The following is a 25965-nucleotide window of genomic DNA, read 5'->3' on the forward strand; positions in this document are numbered from 1 at the left end:
AAGCAACATGATAACTTATCCTGATAACGTGACCTGCTTAGCCGATTATATTGAACGCGTTTTGCAAAAATTTGCCGACAGGCCAGCGTATACGGCGCTTGGACAAACACTTACATTTGCCGAGATTGACCGTAACTCATCAGCGTTAGCCCGCTACTTTGTTCACGAAGCTAAATTGTCTCCTGGTACCAAAGTCGCCATACAACTTCCTAATTTAATTCAAAACCCTATTGTTGTTTATGCTGCCTTACGCGCAGGCCTTGTTGTAGTAAATACAAACCCGCTTTATACCGAACGCGAGATGAAGCACCAGTTCACTGATAGTGGCGCGAAAGCTCTGGTTATTCTGGGTGATTTGCTCCCCAAATTCTCTAGCATAAAAGATGATACTAGTGTCGAAACCGTTATCACCACATCGGCAACAGAGCTTTTAGACCCTAACACTGCACCAAATCTCGATGGTACGGTTTCATTCACACAAGCAGTGGAGCTAGGCAATACACTGCCTGCATTTGAACGTCCTTCTATTGCTCTAGATGAACTTGCCATGTTGCAATACACTGGTGGTACTACAGGGGTATCGAAGGGCGCAGCCTTAAGTAATAAAAACGTTTTAGCTAACTGCATCCAAATGCTCGACCGTATTGGTGAGGGCTTCAAAGATGGTGAAGAAGTATTGGTATGCCCATTACCGCTTTATCATATTTATGCATTTACGGTTGGAATGATGGCGCTCTTTGCCAAAGGTACTCAGATAATTCTTATACCCAATCCGCGGGATATCGATGGTTTCATTCAAACACTCAAGCCCCATAAAATTTCAGCATTCATGGGGATCAACACCTTGTTTGTTGGTCTTGGGAGACACCCTGAATTTGCAAAGTTAGACTTTTCTAAATTACACCTCACGATGTCTGGCGGCACCGCACTTACTCAAGCCGCAGTATCCATTTGGCAAGACGTAACCGGGAACACCATCACCGAAGGCTATGGGCTATCAGAAACTGCGCCAGTTGTATCTTTTAACATTCCAGGTAAAGAAGAGATTGGCACGGTGGGGCACGAACTAGAAGGCACTGAAGTTGCGTTACTGGATAGCCATGATAAGCCGGTGGCCGAAGGCGAGTCAGGGCAAATTGCAGTTCGCGGACCTCAGGTTATGCTGGGTTATTGGAACCGAGACGACGAAACTGCCAAAGTCATGACCCAAGATGGCTTCTTTAAAACCGGGGACATTGGCATTCGCACCGAGTCTGGGGCAACTAAAATTGTAGACCGTTTAAAGGATATGATTATTGTCTCTGGGTTTAATGTCTATCCAAACGAGGTTGAAGATGTTCTTACAACGCACCCTAGCGTGATGGAAGCCGCAGTTGTGGGTAAACCCGATGAAAAGACCGGTGAGCGAGTGTGTGCATTTATTACTGTTTCAAGCGATGTATCAACACAAGACGTCATTGATTTTTGTAAACAGCACCTCACAAATTACAAGATCCCTAAGTCGATCACGATACTTGACGAGCTACCAAAATCTACCGTCGGAAAAATTCTACGTAGAGAGCTTCGTTCGGCTTAATGACTCCCCCACTAGCGCCGCACATTCAGCGCGGCGCTTAATACCCAGTTTTACGCGTTTTCCATCGAAAAATCAGATATTTTTGTTTCACTATCTCAAGGCAAACCTGGCAAGGCGAAGTACATAGTCTGACTAAGTTGGGCGAGCCTTAGTACGTATTCACCACTCTGGTTCCCGTCATCAAGTCGTCGCCGCGGGTAGACCACCTAATTGCTATTGCCACCGATATATCAGAACAAAAGCTCCAAAAAGCGTACGACGAAGCCCAAAGTGCTTTTCCCTAGCGCATAAAAAAGGGTCGAATATTATTCGACCCTTTTAAATGATGTATTAACGAAAGTACGATTTTTAACTTGTACCTAGCTCAGCTGCAATGGCGTCTGCCTGACGCTTTTCGCCCTGTACAAACTGCTTCCATTGCTGTGCCATGGCACGACTCTTCTGATGCTTTTCTGCTTCAGCTAGCTGATTAAGCGCAAGGGCATATTGCTTCTTGTTGTAAAGTGCCATGCCTTTAATTAGGTAAACCAAACCAGGGTTTCTCAAATCGCCTTTTTCAACCGCTCGGTCTGCCGCAGCAATTGCATCGTCGAAACGCTCTTCGTTAAGAAGAATTTGTGCTAACTGTGCATCTAACTCACCGTCTTCAGACAGTTCAGCCGCTTGCATCATAACGGGAATGGCTTTGTCTTGCTCTTTGGCAAGCGACCAGCTTTGGCCTAAGAACTTAAGGTTGCGCAAGTTTTTCTCTAGCACGCCGTCGTTCATTGCCTGCTCCATCAACTTAGCACCTTTATAAGGTACACGGTGATAGTAATAAAGCTGTGCCATGTTAAACACGTCAGCTGACGTATTAACAAACCCGCGTTGATAAGCGGTTTCCATGATGGCTAACTGCTTGCGCTCTTCGCCTAGCTCACCGTACATACCCGCTAGCTGGATCCAATACTTAGGCTCGTCAAATAGCTTCACCATTTTAACCAGAACGTCTTTAACCTTCTCAGGCTGCTTGAGTTCATAGAAAATAGCACGCTGAAGTATTAACCAACCTTCGTCAGGGATCATGCCTTCCGCTTCGTGATCGGCAACGGCTTCAGAAATCCACGTTGCGGCTGGCTCGTACTGTTTATTCTGATAGTACGCTTGAGCCTTTATCACTTTGTTTTTCACCGGTACAGGGCCCGCATTAAGACTTTCCCAACGCTCTAAGTAGGTGATGGTCTCGTCGTAATTACCCTGCATAAGGTTAAGCTGCGCCAAACTGAAAAGTGTAGTCATTTCGAACTTTTCAGGAATAGGCTGCTGCTCTACGACTTTCGCGAACGATTCTAACGCCTTTGTATAGTCTTCGTTGTTGTAATAAATGAAGCCGAAAAAGTTGTACATCATCGCTTTTTCGTAGGCGTTCATAGAATGAGACTTATCTTCCACTTCTTTCAAAATGGAAATAGCTTCTTCTACATTGCCCGCTTCATCAGCTGCCGTTTGTGCACGCGCTAGCTGCTCGTAGACTTTACCGCGAAGCGTAGGCACGCGACGGGTTTGCTTATCGCTAGCTTTTATCTCTTGTCCATCTTGCTGCTCAGCCTCTTGCGCAACAGCGTCATTCGCAACCAACATACCAGGTACAGATACAGTGGCCGATGCAAATGCAAACGCCAGTGCACTAAGCAATGTATTCGTCTGTTTTCTCATCATGTTCTGTTACCCGTCAATTTGGAACGTAATACGGTTTTGTACACCAGACACTTCCGTTGCTTCGCCATTTACTACCCGAGGCTTATATTTGAACTTCATGGCTGCATCTATAGCCGCTTGTTCAAAAATACCTGAAGGGTTAGCTTCAACAACAATTGGGTCGCGTACTGCGCCTTGCTTAGTTACTGTAAATTCAACAATAACAAAACCTTCAATACCTCGCTGAAGTGCACGTCGTGGATAAACTGGCGCAACCTTAACGATAGGAAGATATTCACCGTCACCGGATTCGAGGGCCAACCCGCCTTCTAGGGAGATGTCGTCTCCAACTTCAGCACCAAAATCCATCGACGTACCTTCAGCATCTGGAGAAGGTGAGTCCATTTGAGGCTGCTCCATTTGCGGTGGCGGCTCTTCAGGCTTAGGTGGCTTCTTCGGCTTACGATCTTTTTTCTCAACCTGTTCATCCTGCTTAACCCTTACGAAGTCAAGCACGCTTCCCTTAGGCGGCTCAGTTAGTGCGCTGCCACCCATCTTGATAAGCGATTGCATCAAGAAGAACAGGCCTAACGTGATCGCAAGGGAAATAACAAATGCGATTAAATATCGTGGCATGATTTATTGCTCTTGGGCTGCAATCGAAACATCGTAAACGCCAGCGGCTCGCGACGCGTCCATAACCTTAATCAGTGTTTCTGTTGTGGCTTTTTTGTCAGCCTGAATTACAACAGAACCCTGTGGGTTTTCTGCGCGAAGACGCTCAATGTTCGCTTGTACTGCGCGAACGTCGATACGGCGCTTGTTAATCCAAATTTCGCCTTTATCTGAAATAGCGATAAGGATATTAGCGCGATCCTTTTTCACAGCAGTTGCTGCTTCTGGACGGTTAACATCGATACCCGCTTCTTTCACAAATGACGCAGTCACAATGAAGAAGATCAACATGATAAATACAACGTCCAGCATGGGCGTCATGTCGATGGCTGCTTCTTCTTCATCGACTAAGTTTTGAAAGTGCTGCTTCATAATAAATACCTTACCTTAACGCTTAGCTAGCATTAACGTTGAATAATCAATGCATCCTCAAGATGCGTGCGTTCTGATTTCACCATACGAGTTAACCAAGTAGCGGCGAATACGCCTGAAAGTGCGCCAACCATGCCCGCCATTGTGGGGATAGTGGCTTTCGATACACCTGACGCCATTGAACGAGCATTACCTGAGCCCGCAATCGCCATTACATCGAACACTTCAATCATACCGGTAACCGTTCCCATCAAGCCTAGCAGCGGACAAAGCGCAACCAGTGACTGGATAATTGGGATGCTGCCGTTTAGGCGCATGGTTAACTGTGAAATTGTTTTCTGACGAACCTGCTCTGCGAACCAAGAAGAGCGATCGGCACGTGCTGTCCACATTGCTATCGCTTCTTTCTTGGCTTGCTTGTGCCAAACCATCAGATACATCGCACGCTCGAGGATCAAAAGCCACATAACGAATATCAGCAGACCGATGACCAGGAGAACCTGGCCACCTGTTTCTGTGAAATCGCGAATTGCTTCTAGAAACTCGATCATGATTAGCCTCGCTCAGCGCGCTCTGCAATTACGCCAGACGCCTGTTCTTGTAGGATGTACACAATGTTCTTAGAACGTGTGTTAAGCATTGCATAAAGCAGTGTCATTGGAATCGCTACAACTAGACCTAGTACTGTTGTTACAAGTGCTGTTGAAATACCACCTGCCATCAGTTTCGGGTCACCCGTACCAAACAAGGTGATAGCCTGGAAGGTGTTGATCATACCGGTTACCGTACCTAGTAGACCCATAAGCGGTGCTACAACAGAGATAATCTTAATGATAGTTAGGTTACGACCTAACTTAGGCACTTCGCCCAAAATCGCTTCTGTAAGGTGAAGTTCAAGTGCTTCAACGTCGGCGTCTGGGTGCTCGTCACGTACTTTAAGTACACGGCCAAGCGGATTGTTTGTGTTTACTTCTTTGCTCTTAAGCTGTTTGTTCACTTTCATGCGAATAAGCGTCAGCGTTACAAGACGCTCAAGGGCAAGTAGAAGACCGAATGCACCAACGATAAGAATGATGTAACCTACAACACCGCCCTGCTCTACACGCTCTTGAAGGTTAGGCGCTTGAACAAGAAGACCTAGGATTGAACCACCCGTTGGGTCGATACCGAACTGCACTAATTCACCGCTTGATGCTTGTAGTTCAGCAGCAGAATCCATGTAACGGTCAGCAGGCTGACGTACAAGTTCAGATACTGTACCTGTTACACCGTTGTACTCTAGGTATTTACCATCAGCAACAAGTGCAAAAGGACCTACGCGAACAACAGACTTATTCACTTTTTCACCGCCCGCTTCAACAACGTCTGTCTTGAACGTAGTGACTTTGCCGGCTTCAGTCATTTCGCGTTGCATTTCAAACCAAACGCGCTCAATTTCTTCAATTGATGCAAGTTTTGAGCTTGAACCCATGTCTTGTGCCATCTTATCAAGGAAGTCAGCACGGCCAGGGATTTGTGCAGAAACCACTGAGTTATAGAATTTGTTTTTGGTGTCGCCAGCGATTTGCTGAAGCACACCGAATAGCTCTTTAAGTGAACCAAGACGTGTGTCTAGTGCACCGTTTAAGTCAGCCAGTTTGAATTCGTTTTCTTCGAACTGAGTTTCAAGCTGCTCTGATTGTGCAAGCATTTGGTCGCGCTTTTCACGAGTTTCGCGAAGAATGCGATCTTGCTCTGCACGTTGCGCTTGGAAATCACGCTCGCGCTGTTTGTTTTGCTGAGACTGTGCGAACTGACCTTCTTCTAGTTGCTTAAGAAGTGCGTCTAAGTCCATGGCACGGTCGCTTTGTGCGAAAGCACCAACGCTGATGCTAAGGGCTGCTAGACCAACAGCGATACGTTTTACTGTGTTAAACATTCTCATCAACCTCTTAGTCTGTAATTGCCACTGGCAGCATTAGCAAGTCTGGTGCAAGTTGCTTCTTCGCCATGCGCAGACCTTTTGTAATTTGTGTACGGTAGCTGCTATCAAGCTCTTCCCACTGACGAGTTTGCTTGTTCCAAACACCCTGCATGCTTGCGTCACGTGTTTGATAAATTAGCGCTGTGCGACCAAGGCGTAGGAATTCAACGTCACGCTCTTGACCGTTAATTGAATGAATACCGCTGTACGCTTCCATAGTGCGGCCGTAGTCCATCTCTACTTGATACGCTTCCATTACGCGGCGGAATTTCTCAGACGCAGCAACGTCGGCACGGTCCATCATAGCGCGAAGGTCAGCAACGCGATTTGCGCGCTCTTCTGGAAGGAATGGTACGTCTAGCGCAACAAATTGCTCTAGGCCGTCAATCATGCGCATCATTAGTGGCGTGATTTGACGCTCAACAACAGACACTTCATCGATAGCAGCATTTAGGTCTGCCATTTCTTGTTCTTGGTTATTGATTTGCTTACGAAGCTGAGTGTTATAAACCTCAAGGCCTTCGATTTCTTTCATCAATGTTTTGAACTGTTGAAGTTTGCTGTCGATTTGATCGGTAATACCGTTGATCTTTTCTTGCGATTTCGCCGCTGACTCGTTTATTTTCGCTGCCTCATCGACAACGGGTTTTAAGACTTCATCGTCTTGTGCAAGCACGGGTGTCGCTGCTAGCGCACCTGCCACAAGCAAGGCATTGATAAGCTTCATACATTCAAACCTTTAAAGTTAAAAGAAATCGGTTGTATCCGACTATAAATTTCTGCGCGTAGGATAGGAGTTTTCTGTGACAGTTTTATTACGAAACTGTCATAAATAGACCAAAAGTGTCATCTATTGCACATAAAAAAGGCCGCTGGTTAGCGGCCTTTGTAATAAGTTAAGGTTTAGAAGTCATATTTATATGACAACCTAATACCTGTACCCCTTGTCTCCGACCTAAGCAACGTATCATTGAATTCAATTTCACGATCTTCACCTAGAATATTTTGAACGCGTAATGTGACAGTGCTATTAAAGTCTGGGTAATACTTGTACACCATATCAAGTGAATGGAATGGTTGTTCGAAGTTATCGTCGAAACCGTCGATACCCGGAATTAGAATACGCTCACCAAATACGTTGTAGACGAGTGAGGCAGAGTGTTCACCGTTATCTGAGTCATAACCCAACTGCATGTTAAGTACATACTGAGAGTGACCCGTCATACGACGCTCAACATTAGTAATCGCCGCAGAAACACCGGTTTGCTCAACAATATTCTGACGATCTAATACGATTTCAGAATCACTGACAGTGATGTTACCTGTAGTAAACAAGTTGTCCCAGATACCGTCACCAATAAAGGCCAAATCTTGTAGGAATTCAACTTCGACACCATAAACCTCACCAGATTCTGCGTTAGCAATACGAATTAGCGGTGGACCATCCTGAGCTGGAGACTGTACCGATTCAATTGGCGCTTCCATGTCTTTGTAGAATAAGCCTACCGATACGTTGTTGCCTGCTTCACGGTACCATTCCCAACGTAAATCATAGTTAATGATATCTGTTGTGCTTACACCAGGTGTACCTGCAATCGGGAAGTTAGTTAATGGGTCTAGGTAAGTTGCTGATGACACTTCACGAAGATCAGGACGCACAACTGTTTGACCGATGCTCGCTCTTAACTGCATATCGTCTTCTAAGAAGTAAGTTACAGCAAGCGCTGGATAAAACCCGTCTTCTTGAAACGCTAGCTGTGAACGATCTGCTTCATCACTCAAGTCAAATTGGTTTGTTCGCGGATCCAATGGCGCCACTACCTGACGGAAGTCTTCATAACGGGCACCACCAGTGAAACGCCACTTGTTGTCATAGAAGAAATCAGCTTCTAGATAGTACGCATCAATTTTTTGACCCGCTACATAGTCATCACCAGCAATAGTCGTATCACGAATGATAGGTCGGCTAGACAAAGACAGGGTGTCTAAAACGCTGTCGCTGAAGATTTCGCTAAAGTCGTTACCATCTAATATTGAACGGTCTTCAACACCTAACGTATTGATATCGAAACGGCGGTTTTCTGCAGTACGAGTTTTGGTTACAAAGCTTGCACCCACTTTGTACTCAGTTTCCCACTTACCCATTGTCATCGGGTAAGTCACGTTATAGCCAAAGTTCTCCAAGCGGTCGTGAAGATTTTGGAAAGTATAACGAGCAGCAGTTTGTGCATCAGATAAGAAGATTTCGTTTTCATCGTCAAAAATACCATCTTCATTCACATCTTCCATAACGAAGCGTGCATTGAAGTTACCTGGCGCATAGCGTACCGAGCGGCCTAATGAGTATGTCCAGTCAATACCCATGAAGTTTAGCTCTGGGATTGTATGCTGGCCTTTAAGTTGATTGGTATATAGCGAGCGTTCTTCGTACTGAACATCAATATCTCTAATACGCAAGCCTTCTGCTTGGTTCAGGTTTTCAGTATTACCGAACATCTCGCGGATTTCGTCGCGCGTATCGTTTAGCACGATAAGGCTATAATCAATACGATGTTGACGGTTATAGTCTACACCTAGTGTTAATAGTGAAGACCAAGTCACCGTTTGCTCTGTACCTTGGATATCATCAAAGAAGCGTACATTGATAATGTCATCGCCGACTAAGTCAGGGTCTTGTAGCTCGTATTCTTCAGAAGAGCGGGTTTGGGCTGAATAACGTGAAGTTACCAAAAAGCCAAAGCGCCAGTCGTCATCGTAATCATAGCTGTCACCATAAGTGACATTAACGCGCATGTCAGGATCGGCAGACTCTCTTTCTAGCCCGTATTCTCTATTAACACCTTTGAATAGTTCTAATGCTTCTTCTGGCTCAAGATCGTCTAAGAAATTTTTTGAATCCCAACGTTCTTGAATAGCTGCTGAAACGCCACGAGTACCGTCGTCTTCACCTGTCCAATCGCGTCCACCACCAGCATAATCTAACACATCACCAGAGTTTTCCGTATCGATACCAACCGCAGCCGATACGTTGAAAACACGCTGTGTAGGTATAGATTTCAATCGGATATTTACGTTACCACCACCGAATGCCGCGGGCATAGATGGTGAATACGATTTCTGAACCGCAAGGCTTTCGATAATGCTCGACGGGAACAAGTCGAGAGGGATAACGTTACGCGTTGGATCTGGGCTTGGCACGATTGCGCCGTTTAATTGTGTTGATGAGTAACGCTCACCAAGGCCACGAACATAGATGAAACGACCATCTACAAGTGTTAGACCAGTTACACGGCGAAGTGCGCCCGCAGCGTCACTGTCACCAGTACGAGCTATCTGCTCAGCACCCATGATGTCAGCTACGAAGGCTTGATTTTTACGTTCTTCCATTACTGCTGTCGCGGTACCTTTTAAGCGCGTACCGGTAGCGACAACTTCCTCAATCACTTCTTCTTCGTTTGATTGAGCGTTGGCTATAGTCGTTGGAAACAAAATGCTTGCTGCAACGGCTAAGCTAATGGGCTTTAGAAGAAACCTGTTAGCAGGTCTGTTCATGATGAACCTCTTTAGAAAGGAATACTTTCACGATAATTATTCGTGTTTTACAAACTTAAAAGCAAGTGCGCCACTTTTGCAACGCACTTGCTTGTTTTTAGCTATGCGAACTGAGTCTTATTCAAGACCAACAGTCCATCCCGCAGTCCAGTCGTTATCAGCGTCTTTAACTGCGCCGATAAAGTCTACTGAAGAGAAGAAGCTGTCTAGCGTCGATACGTCAGTCGCTACTGTTGCATCTACTGTGTAAATACCGTTAAGTACTGTTGCAGTGTTATCAAGTAGGCTGTTACCTGCCTGCGCAGTGAACCAATCTTCTTGACTAAAGTCGCCAGAGTCTTTGATGTTTTCAGCACACGCTAGTACAGATGTTTCAAAAGTAAGCTGAGGCGTGTTGGTACCATCCATGTTAGCAAGTAGCGTAGTATCGCCATCGCTTAAGTCGGCTTCAAAACACTCACCCATACCCGCTGGACCAGTTACAACAAAGTTGTAAAGTTGTGCATTAGTTTGGTCGCGAAGTAGAACACCTTCAGAGTCTGCATCAGCAGTGTCGAACTCGTTACCAATGATAGTCATGTTAGCAACCATAGGGTTAGAGAACGCTGTGCCGTCGCCGCCGTCACCGTCGCCTTCAATTGCGCGGTTAGCATCAGAGTTATCTTCAGCGTGCTTAACAAGTACAAACTGAAGCTTACCTACGTAGCCGTTATCCCAGTCTACTGAGTCATCTTGAATGCCTGTTAGCGTAAGATACTTAACGTTTACTGCACCACCGAAGAACTCAACACCGTCGTCTGCGTTTTTGTGAACTTGTACATACTCAACAGTAGTACCAGAACCCACACCGCCAAACGTAATACCGTTTAGTTCGTTATCTGGTGCAATTTCAAAACCACCGTGCATTACGCGAACGTAGCGAAGTGTACCAGAGCTATCTGTGTTGTCAGTTCCGCCGAAAACTGCACCTTCTTGTGCACCTTCAACTTGAAGTGAACAATCTGTACCGTCTTGAGGACACTTAGTTGATTCGCCGTTACCTAGAACGATCATGCCGCCCCATTGTCCAGCTTCACCCGCCTCAAGGCCGCCAACAACGTGGTCACGTGATGTGAAAGTAATTGGGTTTTCAGCAGTACCGTTTGCATTGATTTCTGAATCACGGCTAATTACTAGGTAGTCATTACCCGATGCACCGTAAACGGTAACGCCTGGCTCAACAGTAAGGGTTGCGCTGTTTTCTTTGTCGCCACCTACGAATACTGCACCTGAAAGCGCGTAGAAGTTACCTTCTGTAAGCGTAAGGTCAGACGTGATAGTGCCAGACACTTCGCACGTAGTGGTTGAACCGTCTACTGGCGTGATAGAAGTCGTACCTGATGGACAGCCAGAAGCAGATTGTACTAGTTCGATGTTACCGCCACCGAAACCAAATGCCCAACCTTGACGCCAGTCGTCTTCACCAATCGCACCAATGAATGTGTTTGCTTCAAAGAATGTATCAAGCAATGTTGACGCATCGCCACCAGCTGTTAGAAGTTCACTTTGCGCTGTAAGCGTGCCGTCGGGGTTAAGACCAAGATTTGCACGGTCTTCAAATGCGATTAACTGGTTGCCTTCTTGACCAGTAAACCATGCTTCAAGGTCAACTGCACCTTCTGGCGTGTTGAACGGCTCAGAACAAGCAATTGCTGAGTAAGTCATGGTTAGGTCACCGTCAGAAAGGTTAGCTTGAACCGTTTCGTCAGTGTCCATTTCTAAACACTCGCCCATTGCTTCTGGACCAGTGATAAGAAAGTTCATTAGGTTTGCGCCAGTTTGGTCGCGAAGTAGTAAACCTTCAGAGTCAGCGTCAGCTGTATCGAAAGTGTTACCAATAACTGTCATGTTTGCGATCATTGGCTTAGAGAATTCTAGGCCGTCACCACCGTCGCCGTCACCTTCAATACCGCGGTTTGCGTCAGAGTTGTCAGCAGCGTGCTGAACGTAAACATACTGAAGCTTACCTTTGTAACCGTTGTCCCAGTCTACTGAGTCATCTTGGTTAGCTGTTAAAACTAAGTGTTTCGCGTTTACCGCGCCCCCGAAGAATTCTACACCATCATCAGCGTTGCTGTGTACTTGTACATAGTCAACTTCTGTACCTGAACCAACACCACCAAATGTAATACCGTTAAGTTCGTTGTCTGGCGCAATTTCAAAACCAGCGTATTTCACTACTACGTATTTAAGGATGCCAGAGCTGTCTGTATCGTCTGTACCACCAAATACTGCACCCTCTTCTGCACCTTCAACCTGAAGCGCACAGTCAGAGCCGTCTTGCGGGCATTTAGTTGAAGTACCGTTACCAAGGATAACCACACCACCCCATTGGCCTGCTCCAACTTCGTCACCTACAACATCGTTGAAAGATGTCATGATGATTGGAGAAGATGCTGTACCTTCTGCTTCAATTTGAGAGTCACGGCTAACTACAAGGTAATCTGCACCAGTGCGACCAAAGATGATTGTACCTTCTTCGATTGCTAGCGTTACGCTGTCTGCTTTGTCGTTACCAATAAATACTGGTCCTTCAAGTGCCCACACTGTGTCATTAGTTAGCGTGATAACGCCTTGAGCGTCAGCATCATCAGCTGTTAAACGACCAGAAAGAACACGTACTTCAACCGACTGGCCGAACGCATCAGAAACTTCACCACTTAGGAAAGAGCTTACTTCACCTGGAGCTGTATCATCTGAACCAGTATCGCCACCAGTATCGCCACCAGTGCTTCCACCATTATTATTAGTTACGCTGTTATCAATATCACCTTCACTGATATTAATATCGCCGCCACAGCCTGCTAGAACAAGTGCAGTAGCAATAGCTGAAGCCTTGAAAAGTTGCTTAAGTTCCATGTGTTTCTCCAGGTACGGTATAGTTATGGATTTTGAAAACGCGGAAACTTTAACTGAGGTAGATGACACATTTGTTACATTAAGTCGCTGTAACAAAAGTTTCATAGAAAAAGTTCAATTTTGGGCTAGAAACACGTTTAGAAGACTTACTTTGGCTACTGAGAATTTGTTTTTTGTATATTTTTCTAAAACTTAATTGGTAAAAATCTGAAATTTTTGACCGAACGTAGACTTTATTTATTATCAACCGCCCCTTTTTTTAATCGCAATTAGTCAGATTTTCGTCAATATACCTTCTTGATTTGTGACGTAATTATGACATTGCAGCTAGGGTGAAGTAGACTTTAAAGAGGCTTCCACCTAAAAAACTTGTTGATTTGTTCAGCGGCATTAGAGTGGTTAGCGTTGTTCTGAATGGCACTTATTATTCGTCAAGCAGTCGGCGTTGGCGTACCAGTACGTCTTCACGAATGGGGAAATATCCGTCTCTTAACACCTGCTGCTGCCCTTCCTGTGACAAGATATAGCGCAAAAACTCCCTTTCCAGAGTAGGTAAAGGCTCACCAGGCTTTTTATTTATCACTAAATAAAGAAAACGGGCAAACGGATACGTTTCGTTGCGCACCGTATCAATAGAAAGAGGGATTAAGCTATCTAGCGACTCACCTAAAGGCAGAGCGCGAACTCCTGCGGTTTTATAGCCGTAAGCGGCATAGCCAATCGCGCCTGTACCGCTGGCCACGGACAATACTACAGATGCAGAGCCAGGTTGTTCGTTTACCGTATTCTTAAAGTCACCATCGCACAGCGCCATCACTTTAAACAAGCCGTAAGTACCCGATACTGAATTTCGACCGTACAGCCTGATAGGAGAACGATAGCCTATATCGTCAACGCCGAGCTGAGACCAATTGGTAATGGCTGTATTGCTGCCACAAAACTGGGTTTCAGAAAACACCGCGTCAACTTGCTCAAGGGTCATACCCGGCAGCGGATTGCGTCTATCCACAAAAATGGCGATGGCATCCATTGCCACTTTTAATACCGTAGGCGGGTAACCGTGGGTTCGCGTAAAATCCCGTATTTCACTGGGCTTTAATTCTCGGCTCATAGGGCCTATGGTGGCAGTACCTTCAATAAGTGCCGGCGGAGCGGTAGATGAACCGGACGCCTGTATTTGAAAGCCGACCTGAGGATAAAGGGTTTTAAATTCCTGTGACCAAAAGGTCATTAAGTTTGCCAGCGTGTCTGAGCCAACAGAGGATATTTTTCCTGCCACCCCAGGCTTACGTTCATAGGCAGGTACTTGATAGCTACCAGAAGCAGATGACGAGCTTTGAGTATTTTGAGAATCAGCCAGGGTTCCAAATGGTAACAATAAGCCTATTACTAAAAGTAACGTTGAAAGGCGATAGCGTTGCTCTTTCATCTTGTCATGCTTTTTGCTCACCAACACTTCTCGCCTCTTAGGGTTACAGTTGCTCTGCAATCAACTCGTTATCCAGCACAAACGAGAAATTGCTACCCTCACCCAATGAACTGGTTATATCTAAACGGGAATTATGATGACTTAGTACATGTTTTACAATGGAAAGACCTAAGCCAGAGCCACCGGTTTTGCGAGAGCGCGCTTTATCCACGCGATAAAAGCGCTCGGTAAGACGGTTTAGATGATTTGGCTCAATACCATCACCGTTATCTACCACAGAAAATTGCGCGCCATTTGGTTTACGTCGCCAGTACACATTAATTTTGCCACCAGCAGGTGTGTAGTGCACCGCATTAAACACTAGGTTTGAGCAAGCACTTCGAAGCTCGGTCTCTACACCGAAAACATAGAGTTCTTTGTCGATGTGGAAGTTTATTGTGTGGTTTTTCTCTTTATTAAGCGCCTGCGCTTCTCTTTCCACTTGCGCAAGGACCACAGGAATATTCACAACATTTTCGTAGATGCGTTCCGAACTTGCTTCAATGCGCGACAACACCAGCAAGTCTTCTATCAAGTTTTGCATACGGTGGGTTTGCGATGTCATTTCTTTCATCGCTTTTTGCATGAATGGATCGGAGTCTTCATCAATAGGAAGAATTTCAAGGTATCCGTTAATGACCGTTAGCGGTGTACGCAATTCATGAGACACATTTGCCACAAAGTCCTTACGCATTTCTTCAAGCTGGGACACCCGCGTTATGTCACGGGCAATCAGCAACAAATGCTCATCGCCATAAGGCATAATCCGGTATTCAAAGGTTTTGTTGGGGTTGGTAGGCGACGGTACTTCAATGGGGTATTTATAATTCCCTGCATGAAAGTACTGAATAAACTCCGGATGGCGCAACAAGTTGTCGATTCGACGCCCAGAGTCTTGCGGCCATTTAAGCCCTAAATCCAAGCGAGCAAGGCGGTTACACCAAATAATGCAGGCCTTAGCATCAACCACTACCGCCGCATCAGGCAAGGCTTCAGAACCCTCTCTAAAGCGCTTTACCAATTCACCAAGCTCTTTGCGCTTATTGCGGTTACGACGCTGAAGGTAATAAATACCTTCATAAATATGTTCCCACACGCCACGCACGGTAGGTGGAGACATTTTACGACTATGCCATAACCAGCGATTTAGCTTGTATAGATGCCAGTAGTTAAATAGCAGTAGCAGGGTTGCGCCAATGGCAACGGCGAATAACATATCATCTAAATACCACCCGACTAGCGCAAAAACCACAAGGAATAGCACTAAGCGCAATGTACTTCTCAACCAAGAGAACGGGTAATACATGAAATAGCTCGCGTTGTTTAAGGTGGAATTGGGCGCATGCCCAGATGGCGCAGCGACATCAAGGGAATAACACCATGTTACTCCCTAAACACTACATCTATTACAGCTTAGTAGAAAAACGGTAACCCGCGCCGCGTACTGTTTGGATCATAGCATCATGTCCGTGGCGAGAGATAGCTTTGCGTAGACGTCGAATATGTACATCTACCGTTCTGTCTTCTACATAAACATTGGTTCCCCAAACATTATCTAGCAGTAGCTCTCGGCTATAGACACGTTCTGGGTGCGTCATAAAGAAGTGCAACAACTTAAATTCAGTCGGCCCCATGTCTAACGGTTCTTCATTCGCCATTACGCGATGTGATACCGGTTCAAGTTTAAGACCATTAAATTCAATGGGCTCCTCGCTTGATGTAGGCGTAACTCTTCGCATCACTGCTTTGATTCTTGCCACAAGTTCCTTCGGCGAGAATGGTTTAGTAACGTAGTCATCAGCACCTGCATCCAGGCCGCGAATTTTGTCTTCTTCCTCGCCACGGGCTGTAAGCATGATGACGGGAATGTCACGAGTAAACTCGTGCTGCTTTAAACTTTTAGCTAGCTGTACACCGCTTCCTCCCGGCAACATCCAATCTAGTAAGATTAAATCTGGGTAAGGTTCGCAAATTTTTTCTTGCGCGATGTCGAAATCTTCGGCTTCAATAATGTTAAAACCAGATTGCTCAAGCACAAACTTAAGCATTTCACGGATAGGCGCTTCGTCCTCAACCACCAACACTGTACGAGACATCGTAATATTCCTGCTCATTTTTAAACGCCGTTATTATTAATGTGGTCTGTGACAGTTTTATTAAAACGATTACATTTATGTGTCAAGTTTAATACAAGCTTGTTCCAAAGTTTAAATACATAATCTTGTTTATTCATACGATTACGCATATTCTTGAAATTACATAAAACCGACTGTTATTGTTGCAAAGGTGAGCAACTACCAAGCGTTGTCGGTGATTTAAAAGGTCTGATGTAACAGGGGTGTGTTTATCGATGGCTGCGGTCAAGACAGGGTTATCAAGGAAACTCTTAGCCAGAGTGTTGTCAGTGTACTTTTCTCTCACGCTGCTAGTGACGGTAGGACAGATCTTTACAGAATACCTCAGCACGAAAAATCACGTTGAAGGCGAGCTTCAAACGCTAAAAAACACCTTTTCTTCTAGCCTGACCCGCGCTTTGTGGGAACTTAACCACGACCAAGTGCGTGCCATCGCCGAAGGCCTTATGTCATTGCCTATTGTTGAAGGGCTTCAAGTTCGTGGTGAAAACGGTAACTACATTGCCGAGTACGGCATCCGTGCTCAGCGCTCTCCTGCTCCGGTTGACCGTGAAATAATTGAAGATCATCCCGGCGGCGTATTTAGCTACAGCTTCCCACTAGTATTTAAATTCTCAGGTCGCGAATCTACGGTTGGCGACGTTACCTTGTATTCTAGCTTTGATACTATTTTTAGCCGTATTGAAGTAGGCGTATTTTTTCTTATCGGTAATGCGTTAGTAAAAACCACCTTTCTGGTCTTCTTGTTCATGACCGCATTTCGCACCATGCTTTCTGAACCGCTGCAAACCATTACCGAGCAAATGGGTAATTTCGATCCTCAACACCCAGAAGAGAGCAAACTCAGCATAAAGCTCGATGATGACAACGAGCTATTACAGCTTAAGGAATCTTACAACCACGTTATTGACGACCTGATTATTTCAAACAATAAGCTGAAAGACGCGCAGAATGAACTCACTCTTGCCAACAAGAAGCTAGACGACCAAAACCTGATTTTAGAACAAGAAGTGGCAAAGAAAACAGCGTCGTTGTCTCAGATCATGCTCGACTTAGAGCAGCAAAAAGACGAGCTTATTGCCCACCAACGAGAGCTTCGCCAAGAAAACGAAAATCGTCAGTATATAGAAGCCGAACTGCGCAAACGTAACCAAGAGCTAGCCAGTTCGATGGATACACTTCATCAAGCGCAAGAGCAATTAGTCGAGTCGGAGCGCATGGCGTCGCTGGGCGGTCTTGTGGCCGGTATCGCGCATGACGTAAACACGCCATTAGGCGTGAGTGTGACCGCTGCCAGCTTTCTACAAGAGCGACTTAACAATTTAAAAACCGACTTCGAAGATAAAAGCCTGACCAGTAAGAACATGGCAAGCTTCATCGATGAAGCAGAACAAACTGCGCTACTACTTTTAAGTAACCTAGAACGCGCATCTGATCTTATCGCCAGCTTTAAACAGGTGGCCGTTGACCAGACCAGTGAAACCGAGCGCGAATTTGTGTTGGGCGACTATATTAACGAAATTATTCAGTCACTTAAGCCAAGTTTTAAGCATACTGAACATCAAATTAACGTATCCTGCCCCGATAATTTAGTTGTGACCTGTGCACCTGGCGCCATCGCTCAAATCGTTACCAATATGGTGGTTAACTCAATTACGCACGGCTTTGAAGGCAAAGCGGCCGGCTCTGTAACACTAGATGTAAAAGAAGATGGTAATAATGTTGTGATCCACTACCAAGATGACGGAAAAGGTTTAAGCGAAGAAGAGCTCAGTAAGTTGTTTGATGCCTTCTTTACTACCAAACGCGGAGAAGGTGGTAGCGGTCTAGGCACGCATATTATGTACAACCTAGTTACGCAGTCACTGCATGGACATATAGAGGCCGACAGTACGCTTGGCAACGGCTTACAGTACACCATTCGTTTTCCGAAAAAGAGTGCTTAACCTTTCTTGCCACTATCAATCTAAGGTGCCCGCTTTCTAGGGCCTTTTATTCAATTGCACCGCGAGTCTTACGTTGGTAGGCTTGCGCCCTATTTTTATCAAGAGAATGCTTACACTATGTGGTTTAAAAATGTAAAAGCCTATCAAATTACTCAGCCGTTATCGCTAGACGAGGGCGATTTAGAACGTGCCCTTAACGAACACGCTTTTCGCCCGTGCGGTAGCCAAGACTTAGCAACCATGGGGTTCGCCTCTCCGTTTTCTCAGGCGGGTAAGCAAGGCACCATGTTCCATGTTGTTCAACAGCGTTTTTGGATAACCCTAAAGAAACAAGAAAAGATCTTGCCCGGCGCAGTGGTAAATGCCGAGCTTGACGAAATGGTGGCCAAAATTGAAATGGAAACCGGTTCGCCGGTAGGTAAAAAAGCCAAGGCAGATCTTAAACAAGAAATTCAAACCCGCTTGCTGCCCCAGGCATTTACGAAAAACACCTACACTCACGGCTTTATTTCGCTTGCTGACAACTTAGTCGTAGTAGACGCATCATCTGATGGCAAAGCCGAAGCCTTTTTGGCCATGGTAAGAAAAGCCATAGGCTCACTTCCAGTAGTGCCATTTACGCGTAGAAGCCTTCAAAGCGAGCTTACGCACTGGGTTACTGAGTCAACACCAGAAGGTGTAGGTCTACTTGAAGAAGCTGAACTTAAATCTACCGATGACACTGGCAGCGTTATTCGTTGTAAAAACCAGCCGTTAGACAGCGAAGAAATTAGTATTCATTTGGATGCCGGTAAGCTGGTTCAAAAGGTTGCATTCGAATATGCAGAGACGTTGACGGCTATTATGTGTGAGGATGGCGCCATTAAACGTGTTAAGTTCACCGATCGCATTAAAGAAGAAACTGACGATGTGCCAAAAGATCAGGTTGAAGCGCGCCTTGATGCAGAGTTCGCGCTTATGTCAGCCGAAATTTGTACACTGCTTAACTTCCTTCGTGGTGCGCTTAATCTTAACGACGATAGTTTATAAACTTATGGCAAATAAATATTAAGCCGATGAAAAAGATAGCCTAGCGCTATCGAAAAGCCTAATTACCTAGGGGTAGTTAGGCTTTTTATTAGGCTCTGTTAATTAACTTGCTTGTTTGAACTGTGGCAACCGTCATGTAGCGCAAATACTTCTTCGCTTTTTTCCTAGCCTTTCTCCTAGCTTTTGCAAGAAAGTTGCCCAACCGCTTTAAGTTGGATAGTGAATAACCACAATAAAGCGCGTTTCTCCTACTTCATCTCGATAACCGTGGGGCTGGTCTGCGCGTAATATACACTGCTCTTGCGCTTGATAAGTTTGCCATTGACCATCTTGCAAAACCCCTAACTTTCCTTGTAGTACGTGAATATGTTCGGTGACGCCTATTTGATGCGCCGAAGAGTGCTGCTCATGAAAGTCCGTTAAGCATAGTTCAAACATTTCAAACTGGGTGGCTGAGTTAAACGGAAATAGCGTTTTTATGGTTACGTTTGGGTCGTTAGCGAACTTGTTGTCGGCATGTTGGGACGTAGGTGCGGTTTCATCACCTGACAAGAAAGAAGAAAAAGAACACGCAAGACCGGTTGCTATCTTCCACAAGGTAGCGATTGTGGGGCTAGACTCGCCTCGTTCTATTTGCCCCAACATGGCTTTAGACACTCCCGTCAACTGCGCGGTTTTATCAAGGGAAAGCCCCCGAGCTTTACGAACAGACTGCAGGTGGTGTGCAATACTTCTTGAAATAGCAGAAGGCTGCGCATTTGCTTTTGTCATGTAATGAAGGCCTTTTATTTTGACGCTGAGTTTAATAAACCAGTTGTGCGCTATAACGCACAGATGTTAAGTTAACTATTGTACGTTATAGCGCACAAAAAGGTAGAGTAGCACATTCGATAGACACTAAAAGCGTGTTTCATCGCTCGGTCGATTCCAAATCGAAATTCCATCACGAGGGTTTTCATGAGCAAGTGGAAGTTAAGTCATATCAGCGCAGGGCTAACCGCGGTTACAGTAGGTTACAGTAGTTCTGTTGTCATTATCATTGATGTAGCGCGTAAAGCCGGCGCCAGCGACGACATGGTAGTGAGTTGGTTGTTGGCGCTTGGGCTCGGTATGGGCATTACCTGCATTCTGTTCTCGTGGCTATCCAAACTGCCCGTTGTTACCGCTTGGTCTACCCCTGGCGCGGCTTTTTTGTTAACCAGTATCGGTGACTACCGTTTAAGTGAAGCCATTGGTGCATTTATACTATGTGCCTTGCTTTCTCTTGTAACTGCGCAAAGCCGTAGCCTGCTCAAACAAATAAGTCGGATTCCCCCTGCAATCTCATCGGCGCTTTTGGCCGGCATTCTCTTACCTATATGCCTTGCGATATTCAGTGATGTTAATGACGCACCGTACTTAGTTGCGTTATTTATCGCGGCTTATTTAGTAGGAAGTCGACTATTTCCCCGCTACCTTATGCTGTTGTTGCTGATCATGTCGGTGACCATTAGCTTGTTTATGAGTAGTGCAGATGGTGTGGTTGCTCTATCAAGCGACTCACCAGGGCTGCCATCAATATTCACCCTGCCCGAGCCTATTTGGGTAACGCCCACTTTCTCACTGAGTGCTGCCATTGGATTAGCATTTCCCCTTTTTCTTATCACCACGCTTTCTCAAAACTTGCCAGGCATAGCTATTCATCACGCCCATGGATATACGCCCGACCACAAACCCATTTTGTCAGGCATTGCCATTGTTCAAGCCTTATTAGCACCTTTCGGTGGTTTTACCTTTAACTTAGCGGCGATAACAGCAGCGCTATGCATGGGCGAGCAAGCGGATGATGAAAAGTCGCAGCGCTATAAAGCCGCTATAGCAGCGGGGGTGGCGTATTTGTTCATGGGGTTATTAGCGTCTGTGGTCGTTGCGCTATTTGTGAGTATGCCCAGTATCATTATTCATCTGCTTGCTGGACTAGCCCTATTAGCTACGCTGCAAGGAGCGGTGGTTCGCGCTATGGAAGTAGAGCACCACAGGGCTCCTGCGTTGCTTACCATGCTGTGTACGGCGTCAGGATTTAGTTTATATTCCATGACCTCAGCGGTGTGGGGATTGGGGTTAGGTTTATTGCTGCTTTACGTTCAAAAGAAGCCTGTTAGCGCGTAGCAGCATTTATTTGCTTTGTGCTGTTTCATTGTCAGCTTTCCATAACGAAAAGGCCGGTACTGAAGTTATGCTTCAGTACCGGCCTTTGCAGTATTTTGTCGCTTAAAACACTTACAAGAAGATCTGCTTCGCTGCGCTTGCAAGCTCTTCAAACTCATCAGAATGAAGCTCGCCCATATCTTCAACCACACCGCGCTGAATAGCTAAGTTTAAGATCGCATCTTTTTGACTGTCTACCGCACCTGAGACTGCAGCGCCAACACGAACGAAATCAATGTAGGTTAACTCTTCTGGCATGTAGCTTAGGTCTTTCCAATTTTTTGAAACGTTAACGAAGGTTTCTCCGAAGCCCCACTCTGTCATAATGCTTGCACCAATACGGCCAGCTAATTTATCGATTGCCACTTCAAGGAATGAAGGGTTCGCAAAGACTTCAGGGTGACGCTCAGCCTCGGTCAAAATAGGCAGAACACCAATGTTGTGAACCAGTGCCGCTAGTGTCATGGTATCCATGCTCATTTCACGCTTTTTGGTACGCGCTATGTAAAGCTGAAGCACCGCCATAGAGTTAGCCACGATATTAACTGTATTTGCCCACTCTTGCTGCAAATAGCGTGCGACAACGTCGTTCTTAGAAACGAATAGCTGCTCCATGGCCAATGCTGTAGAAATATTCTTAATTTGGCGCAGACCAATTCGAGTCACCGCTTGGCTGATAGAGGTCACTTTTACGCTGCGGCCCATGTAAGCGCTGTTCGCAATTTTAATCATTCTTGCGCTAAGCGATGGATCTTGACCAATCACATCTCCCATCGCGTTTAAATTAATGTCGGGATCGTCTGCCGCTTTGCGGACTTTCAATGCAATAGCAGGAAGCGTGGGAAGGACGAGTGTGTCATTGTTAATTTTTTCAACCAAAATGGTTGAAAGCGCGTTCTGTGTAGACATATTTCTACCCTTAGAAAGTTCCAAATAGCCTCGTGAAGGCGATAGGTTGCTTTACCAGTTAATCATCTCGACCACCAGCAAAACTGATGACTAAAATAGATTCGATGTTTGTGCGTTGCATTCCGTGCGTTAACTAACATAGGCCTCTATGCTTCACGCTAAAATACAAACCGTTTATTGTTTTATTATGGTATTTCTATCACCATACTATAGTAGCTCTTTAGTTTCGACCAACTAAAAAAATACAGTGTCGATGCGAATCATTAGCAACGGCAGAACCACCAGAGCTTTTTTAAAGTATAGTCAACTGGTAGCAAACCACTATTGATATTAAGCAAATATTTTTCATACTTTTGTATTAAATCAAAAGCATAGCTATAGTGAGCTATCTATTCACCGCCCCGCATACTTTAAATCAATGCGGTTAAACCACACGGTAAGAGTCATTATGAAAAAAACAATTACAACTTACTCTCCTATTGCAGCTGCAGTAGCGGGTTTATTTATGCTGACCGCGTGCAGCAAAAGCGCCGATACAACACCAACTCAAACAGCAAAGCCTGAAACCGCTTCCGAGCAAACCTTACTTGTTGATGAGTCTCGCTTATCTATTTATCACGGCGTAGATCTTACCAGCGATTTGTCACACCTTAGTGACAATCAACACAAAATGCTTTCACTGTTAATTGATGCATCGAAAATCATGGACGACTTGTTCTGGAAACAAGCGTTCTTTGAAGATAAAGATGCATTTCTTTCGTCAATTAGTGACGAAAAAGTTCGCCACTTTGCAGCGATAAACTATGGACCTTGGGATCGTTTAAATGGCGATACACCTTTTTTAAGTGGCTATGAAGACAAAGCGCTGGGCGCTGAGTTCTATCCCCATGATATGGAAAAAAAGGAATTTGCCACGGCAGATTTTGGCGACAAACAAGGCCTTTATTCCATGGTGAAGCGCGATGAAGCGGGCAACCTTTATTCGGTGCCTTATTCTGAAGCTTTTAAAAGCGAATTAATGAAGGCATCTGACTTACTTAAAAAAGCGTCAGAGCTTGCTGAAGATGAAAGCTTTAAACAATATTTGCAGCTGCGTTCTGAAGCCCTACTATCAAACGACTACCTGGCTTCTGACATGGCGTGGATGGATATGAAAACCAACCCTATTGAGCTGGTTATCGGTCCTATTGAAAGCTACGAAGATCAACTCTTTGGCTATCGCGCAGCGTTTGAAGCCTATGTACTCATTAAAGATTTAGCATGGAGTGAAAAGCTAGCTAAATACGCGGCCTTCTTACCTGAATTACAGCAAGGCCTTCCGGTTGCTGAGGCATATAAAGCGGAAATGCCAGGTTCTGATGCAGACCTTAACGCTTATGATGTTATTTATTATGCCGGCCACTCTAATGCAGGCAGTAAGACCATTGCAATTAACTTGCCCAATGATGAGCGAGTACAGCTAGAAAAAGGTACCCGCCGTCTGCAGCTTAAAAACGCAATGCGTGCAAAGTTCGATACTATTTTGGTGCCTATTGCGGATACGTTAATTGTACCAGAGCAACGTGAACACATTACGTTTGACGCCTTTTTCGCGAACACCATGTTTCATGAAGTGGCACACGGTTTAGGGATTAAGAACACCCTAGATGGTACAGGGACTGTGCGCGGAGCACTTAAAGAGCATGCGTCGGCTCTTGAAGAAGGCAAAGCGGATATACTAGGTTTGTATATGGTACAAAGTCTTCTTGAAAAAGGTGAAATCACTGAAGGTACACTAGAAGATTATTACGTTACCTTTATGGCTGGCATTTTCCGTTCTGTGCGTTTCGGCGCAAGTTCTGCACACGGAAAAGCGAACATGATCCGCTTTAACTTTTTTGCCCAGCAAGGCGCCTTCGAGAAAACAGAAGACGGCATGTATCGCGTAAATATGGAGAAGATGGGCGCCGCAGTAGAAGCACTATCTGAACTAATCCTTACGTTACAAGGTGACGGCGATTACGATGGCGTAGCGAAGCTAGTAGAAACTATGGGTGTAATTAAACCCGATCTTGCTTCGGATTTAGCGCGCCTAGAGGCAGCGAGCATTCCAGTTGATATTCACTTCAACCAAGGTAAGAAAGTACTGGGGCTTGCTAACTAAGTAAGCACTGTACTCATTAAATAAAAATGCCGCCCTGAAATAACTATCAAGGGCGGCATTTTTGTGTTCTTATCTTTCCACGCTACTCTACGTGTTGCTTCATATTTTCAGTAAACGGAGGCCAGCCTAGCGGTTTGCCTGCCAACACGTGAAGATGAATGTGATACACCGTTTGACCACCGTATTCATTACAGTTCATTACCGTACGAAAGCCTTGGTCAGCAAACCCTTGCTCCTTTGCAATTTTTGCTGCAACAAATGACAAGTGCCCCACCACTTCGCGATCTTCTTCGGCTATATCATTTACCGTTGCAATTTGCTTTTTCGGAATAACCAGAAAGTGAGTCGGTGCCTGAGGGTTTATATCTTTAAACGCCAGCGCCAATTCATCTTCGTACAATATGTCCGCTGGAATTTCCTTGCTGATGATTTTATCAAATATTGTTTCTGCCATATCTCACTCCCTTACCAATTAGGTGATTACCAATTATGTTAGCGGTGTTAAAACATTAGCCTGCGAACATAATTAAAAATTAAGTGCTATTGTGCGGCGCTGGGGCACATTCTCATGCGAATAACCCCCCTCATACGAAGCCCCCCTTATACGAAGGACAACGCCCTTTTTCTTTACTTAAGCGAAAACAAACCACAGTAGTATTACGCCCAACGCCAAGCGATAGATAACAAAAGGCAGCATGCCGATACGCGATATCCAGCTTAGGAACAAATAGATACAAAGGTAGGCACTTATGAATGAAAACGCCGCGCCATAAAGCAGCGCATACCAGTCTACCGCTTCGTTGGCATTAAGCAGGTCGAGAGTGGCTAAAAGCCCCGCGCCTAAAATAACTGGAATAGACAGCAAAAAGGAAAAGCGTGCACACGCTTCGCGCTTAAGGCCTAACATCAAACCTGCGGTCATCGTAATACCTGAGCGAGATGTGCCAGGAATGAGTGCCAATACTTGGGCTAACCCGATATAGATGGCTTGCTTAAGTGTCAGTCCTTCTAGCTCTTGTTCGCGTTTTGCAGTGGCATCGGCGTACCATAGCAGCAAACCAAAAATAATAGTGGTACCCGCTATTACCAGCGCCGTACGTGCGTTTTCTTCTATCCAGCCTTTCATTAAAAAGCCAATAATAACCGCTGGAATAGTTGCCACAATAACGTACCAAGCAAGCTTACTGTCGGTAGATTGTTGCTTGCTAAACCCTTGTGTTACCCACGCAACGGTCATCTGAGCGATTTCTTGACGAAAATAGATCATAACCGCAAGCAGGCTTCCCACATGAACGGCGACATCAAACGCTAAGCCCTGACTTACCCAACCAAAAAGTTCAGCGGGCAACAACAAGTGTCCAGAGCTACTGATAGGAAGAAATTCAGTAACGCCCTGAATAATTGCTAAAATAATAATTTCAAAAAGTGTCATTCC

General features: G+C 45.3%; 20 protein-coding genes. 5 read left to right on the plus strand and 15 right to left on the minus strand.

Annotated elements, in window-relative coordinates; all coding sequences use genetic code 11:
• Window positions 1-7 precede the first annotated feature (7 nt).
• On the plus strand, window positions 8-1576 hold the full coding sequence (locus tag ACFI6J_RS13520; protein ID WP_462586216.1) for an AMP-binding protein: 1569 nt from the start codon (window positions 8-10) through the stop codon (window positions 1574-1576).
• Window positions 1577-1924: 348 nt separating this feature from the next.
• Here the strand turns inward: ACFI6J_RS13520 and ACFI6J_RS13525 are convergent, their stop codons facing one another.
• The 11 genes from ACFI6J_RS13525 to phoB form a co-directional block, all read right to left on the minus strand.
• Window positions 1925-3274, minus strand: a complete 1350-nt coding sequence (locus ACFI6J_RS13525; protein ID WP_462586217.1) for a tetratricopeptide repeat protein — start codon at window positions 3272-3274, stop codon at window positions 1925-1927.
• A 6-nt stretch (window positions 3275-3280) separates the two neighbouring features.
• A complete protein-coding gene (locus ACFI6J_RS13530) occupies window positions 3281-3889 on the minus strand; it encodes an energy transducer TonB (RefSeq protein WP_014948290.1) in 609 nt (202 codons plus the stop codon).
• A 3-nt stretch (window positions 3890-3892) separates the two neighbouring features.
• Window positions 3893-4300, minus strand: coding sequence for an ExbD/TolR family protein (locus ACFI6J_RS13535; RefSeq protein WP_014948289.1), 408 nt, complete (start codon window positions 4298-4300; stop codon window positions 3893-3895).
• A 32-nt stretch (window positions 4301-4332) separates the two neighbouring features.
• Window positions 4333-4851, minus strand: a complete 519-nt coding sequence (locus tag ACFI6J_RS13540) for a MotA/TolQ/ExbB proton channel family protein (protein WP_012517279.1) — start codon at window positions 4849-4851, stop codon at window positions 4333-4335.
• Window positions 4852-4853: 2 nt separating this feature from the next.
• Window positions 4854-6218, minus strand: coding sequence for a MotA/TolQ/ExbB proton channel family protein (locus tag ACFI6J_RS13545; protein WP_014948288.1), 1365 nt, complete (start codon window positions 6216-6218; stop codon window positions 4854-4856).
• Between the two features lie 13 nt (window positions 6219-6231).
• A complete protein-coding gene (locus tag ACFI6J_RS13550; RefSeq protein ID WP_014948287.1) occupies window positions 6232-6990 on the minus strand; it encodes a DUF3450 domain-containing protein in 759 nt (252 codons plus the stop codon).
• A 176-nt stretch (window positions 6991-7166) separates the two neighbouring features.
• The gene (locus ACFI6J_RS13555; protein ID WP_168533576.1) at window positions 7167-9815 is read right to left on the minus strand and encodes a TonB-dependent receptor domain-containing protein; all 2649 of its coding nucleotides are present in this window, start codon (window positions 9813-9815) and stop codon (window positions 7167-7169) included.
• Between the two features lie 117 nt (window positions 9816-9932).
• Complete coding sequence (locus ACFI6J_RS13560; protein ID WP_061439559.1) at window positions 9933-12713, minus strand: hypothetical protein; 2781 nt, start codon at window positions 12711-12713, stop codon at window positions 9933-9935.
• 424 nt (window positions 12714-13137) lie between these two features.
• A complete protein-coding gene (locus tag ACFI6J_RS13565) occupies window positions 13138-14169 on the minus strand; it encodes a PstS family phosphate ABC transporter substrate-binding protein (protein ID WP_156085938.1) in 1032 nt (343 codons plus the stop codon).
• 16 nt (window positions 14170-14185) lie between these two features.
• Window positions 14186-15487, minus strand: a complete 1302-nt coding sequence (gene phoR / locus ACFI6J_RS13570) for a phosphate regulon sensor histidine kinase PhoR (protein WP_156085937.1) — start codon at window positions 15485-15487, stop codon at window positions 14186-14188.
• A 100-nt stretch (window positions 15488-15587) separates the two neighbouring features.
• Window positions 15588-16277 (minus strand): phosphate regulon transcriptional regulator PhoB, encoded by a 690-nt coding sequence (phoB, locus tag ACFI6J_RS13575; protein WP_014948281.1) that lies wholly within the window; start codon window positions 16275-16277, stop codon window positions 15588-15590.
• Window positions 16278-16531: 254 nt separating this feature from the next.
• On the opposite strand from phoB, the gene ACFI6J_RS13580 reads away from it, so the two are divergent.
• A complete protein-coding gene (locus ACFI6J_RS13580; RefSeq protein ID WP_041449809.1) occupies window positions 16532-18262 on the plus strand; it encodes a sensor histidine kinase in 1731 nt (576 codons plus the stop codon).
• A gap of 117 nt (window positions 18263-18379) precedes the next feature.
• Window positions 18380-19291 (plus strand): recombination-associated protein RdgC, encoded by a 912-nt coding sequence (rdgC, locus tag ACFI6J_RS13585; RefSeq protein WP_014948279.1) that lies wholly within the window; start codon window positions 18380-18382, stop codon window positions 19289-19291.
• Between the two features lie 207 nt (window positions 19292-19498).
• Here the strand turns inward: rdgC and ACFI6J_RS13590 are convergent, their stop codons facing one another.
• The gene (locus ACFI6J_RS13590) at window positions 19499-20062 is read right to left on the minus strand and encodes a helix-turn-helix domain-containing protein (protein WP_014948278.1); all 564 of its coding nucleotides are present in this window, start codon (window positions 20060-20062) and stop codon (window positions 19499-19501) included.
• Between the two features lie 186 nt (window positions 20063-20248).
• Here ACFI6J_RS13590 and ACFI6J_RS13595 point away from each other — a divergent pair, with 186 nt between their 5' ends.
• Entirely contained in the window at window positions 20249-21439 is a 1191-nt protein-coding gene (locus ACFI6J_RS13595; RefSeq protein WP_014975686.1) for a benzoate/H(+) symporter BenE family transporter, read from the plus strand.
• 111 nt (window positions 21440-21550) lie between these two features.
• On the opposite strand, the gene ACFI6J_RS13600 is transcribed toward ACFI6J_RS13595, so the two are convergent.
• Complete coding sequence (locus ACFI6J_RS13600) at window positions 21551-22387, minus strand: HDOD domain-containing protein (RefSeq protein ID WP_014948276.1); 837 nt, start codon at window positions 22385-22387, stop codon at window positions 21551-21553.
• A gap of 448 nt (window positions 22388-22835) precedes the next feature.
• On the opposite strand from ACFI6J_RS13600, the gene ACFI6J_RS13605 reads away from it, so the two are divergent.
• Window positions 22836-24530 carry a dipeptidyl-peptidase 3 family protein gene (locus ACFI6J_RS13605; protein WP_061439557.1) on the plus strand — a complete coding sequence of 565 codons (1695 nt, stop codon included), beginning with the start codon at window positions 22836-22838 and terminating at the stop codon, window positions 24528-24530.
• Window positions 24531-24612: 82 nt separating this feature from the next.
• Here ACFI6J_RS13605 and ACFI6J_RS13610 read toward each other — a convergent pair whose 3' ends face one another.
• On the minus strand, window positions 24613-24984 hold the full coding sequence (locus tag ACFI6J_RS13610) for a histidine triad nucleotide-binding protein (RefSeq protein ID WP_462586218.1): 372 nt from the start codon (window positions 24982-24984) through the stop codon (window positions 24613-24615).
• A gap of 177 nt (window positions 24985-25161) precedes the next feature.
• Complete coding sequence (locus ACFI6J_RS13615; protein ID WP_462586219.1) at window positions 25162-25962, minus strand: undecaprenyl-diphosphate phosphatase; 801 nt, start codon at window positions 25960-25962, stop codon at window positions 25162-25164.
• Window positions 25963-25965 lie beyond the last annotated feature (3 nt).

Source organism: Alteromonas sp. G4i13 (assembly GCF_054960505.1).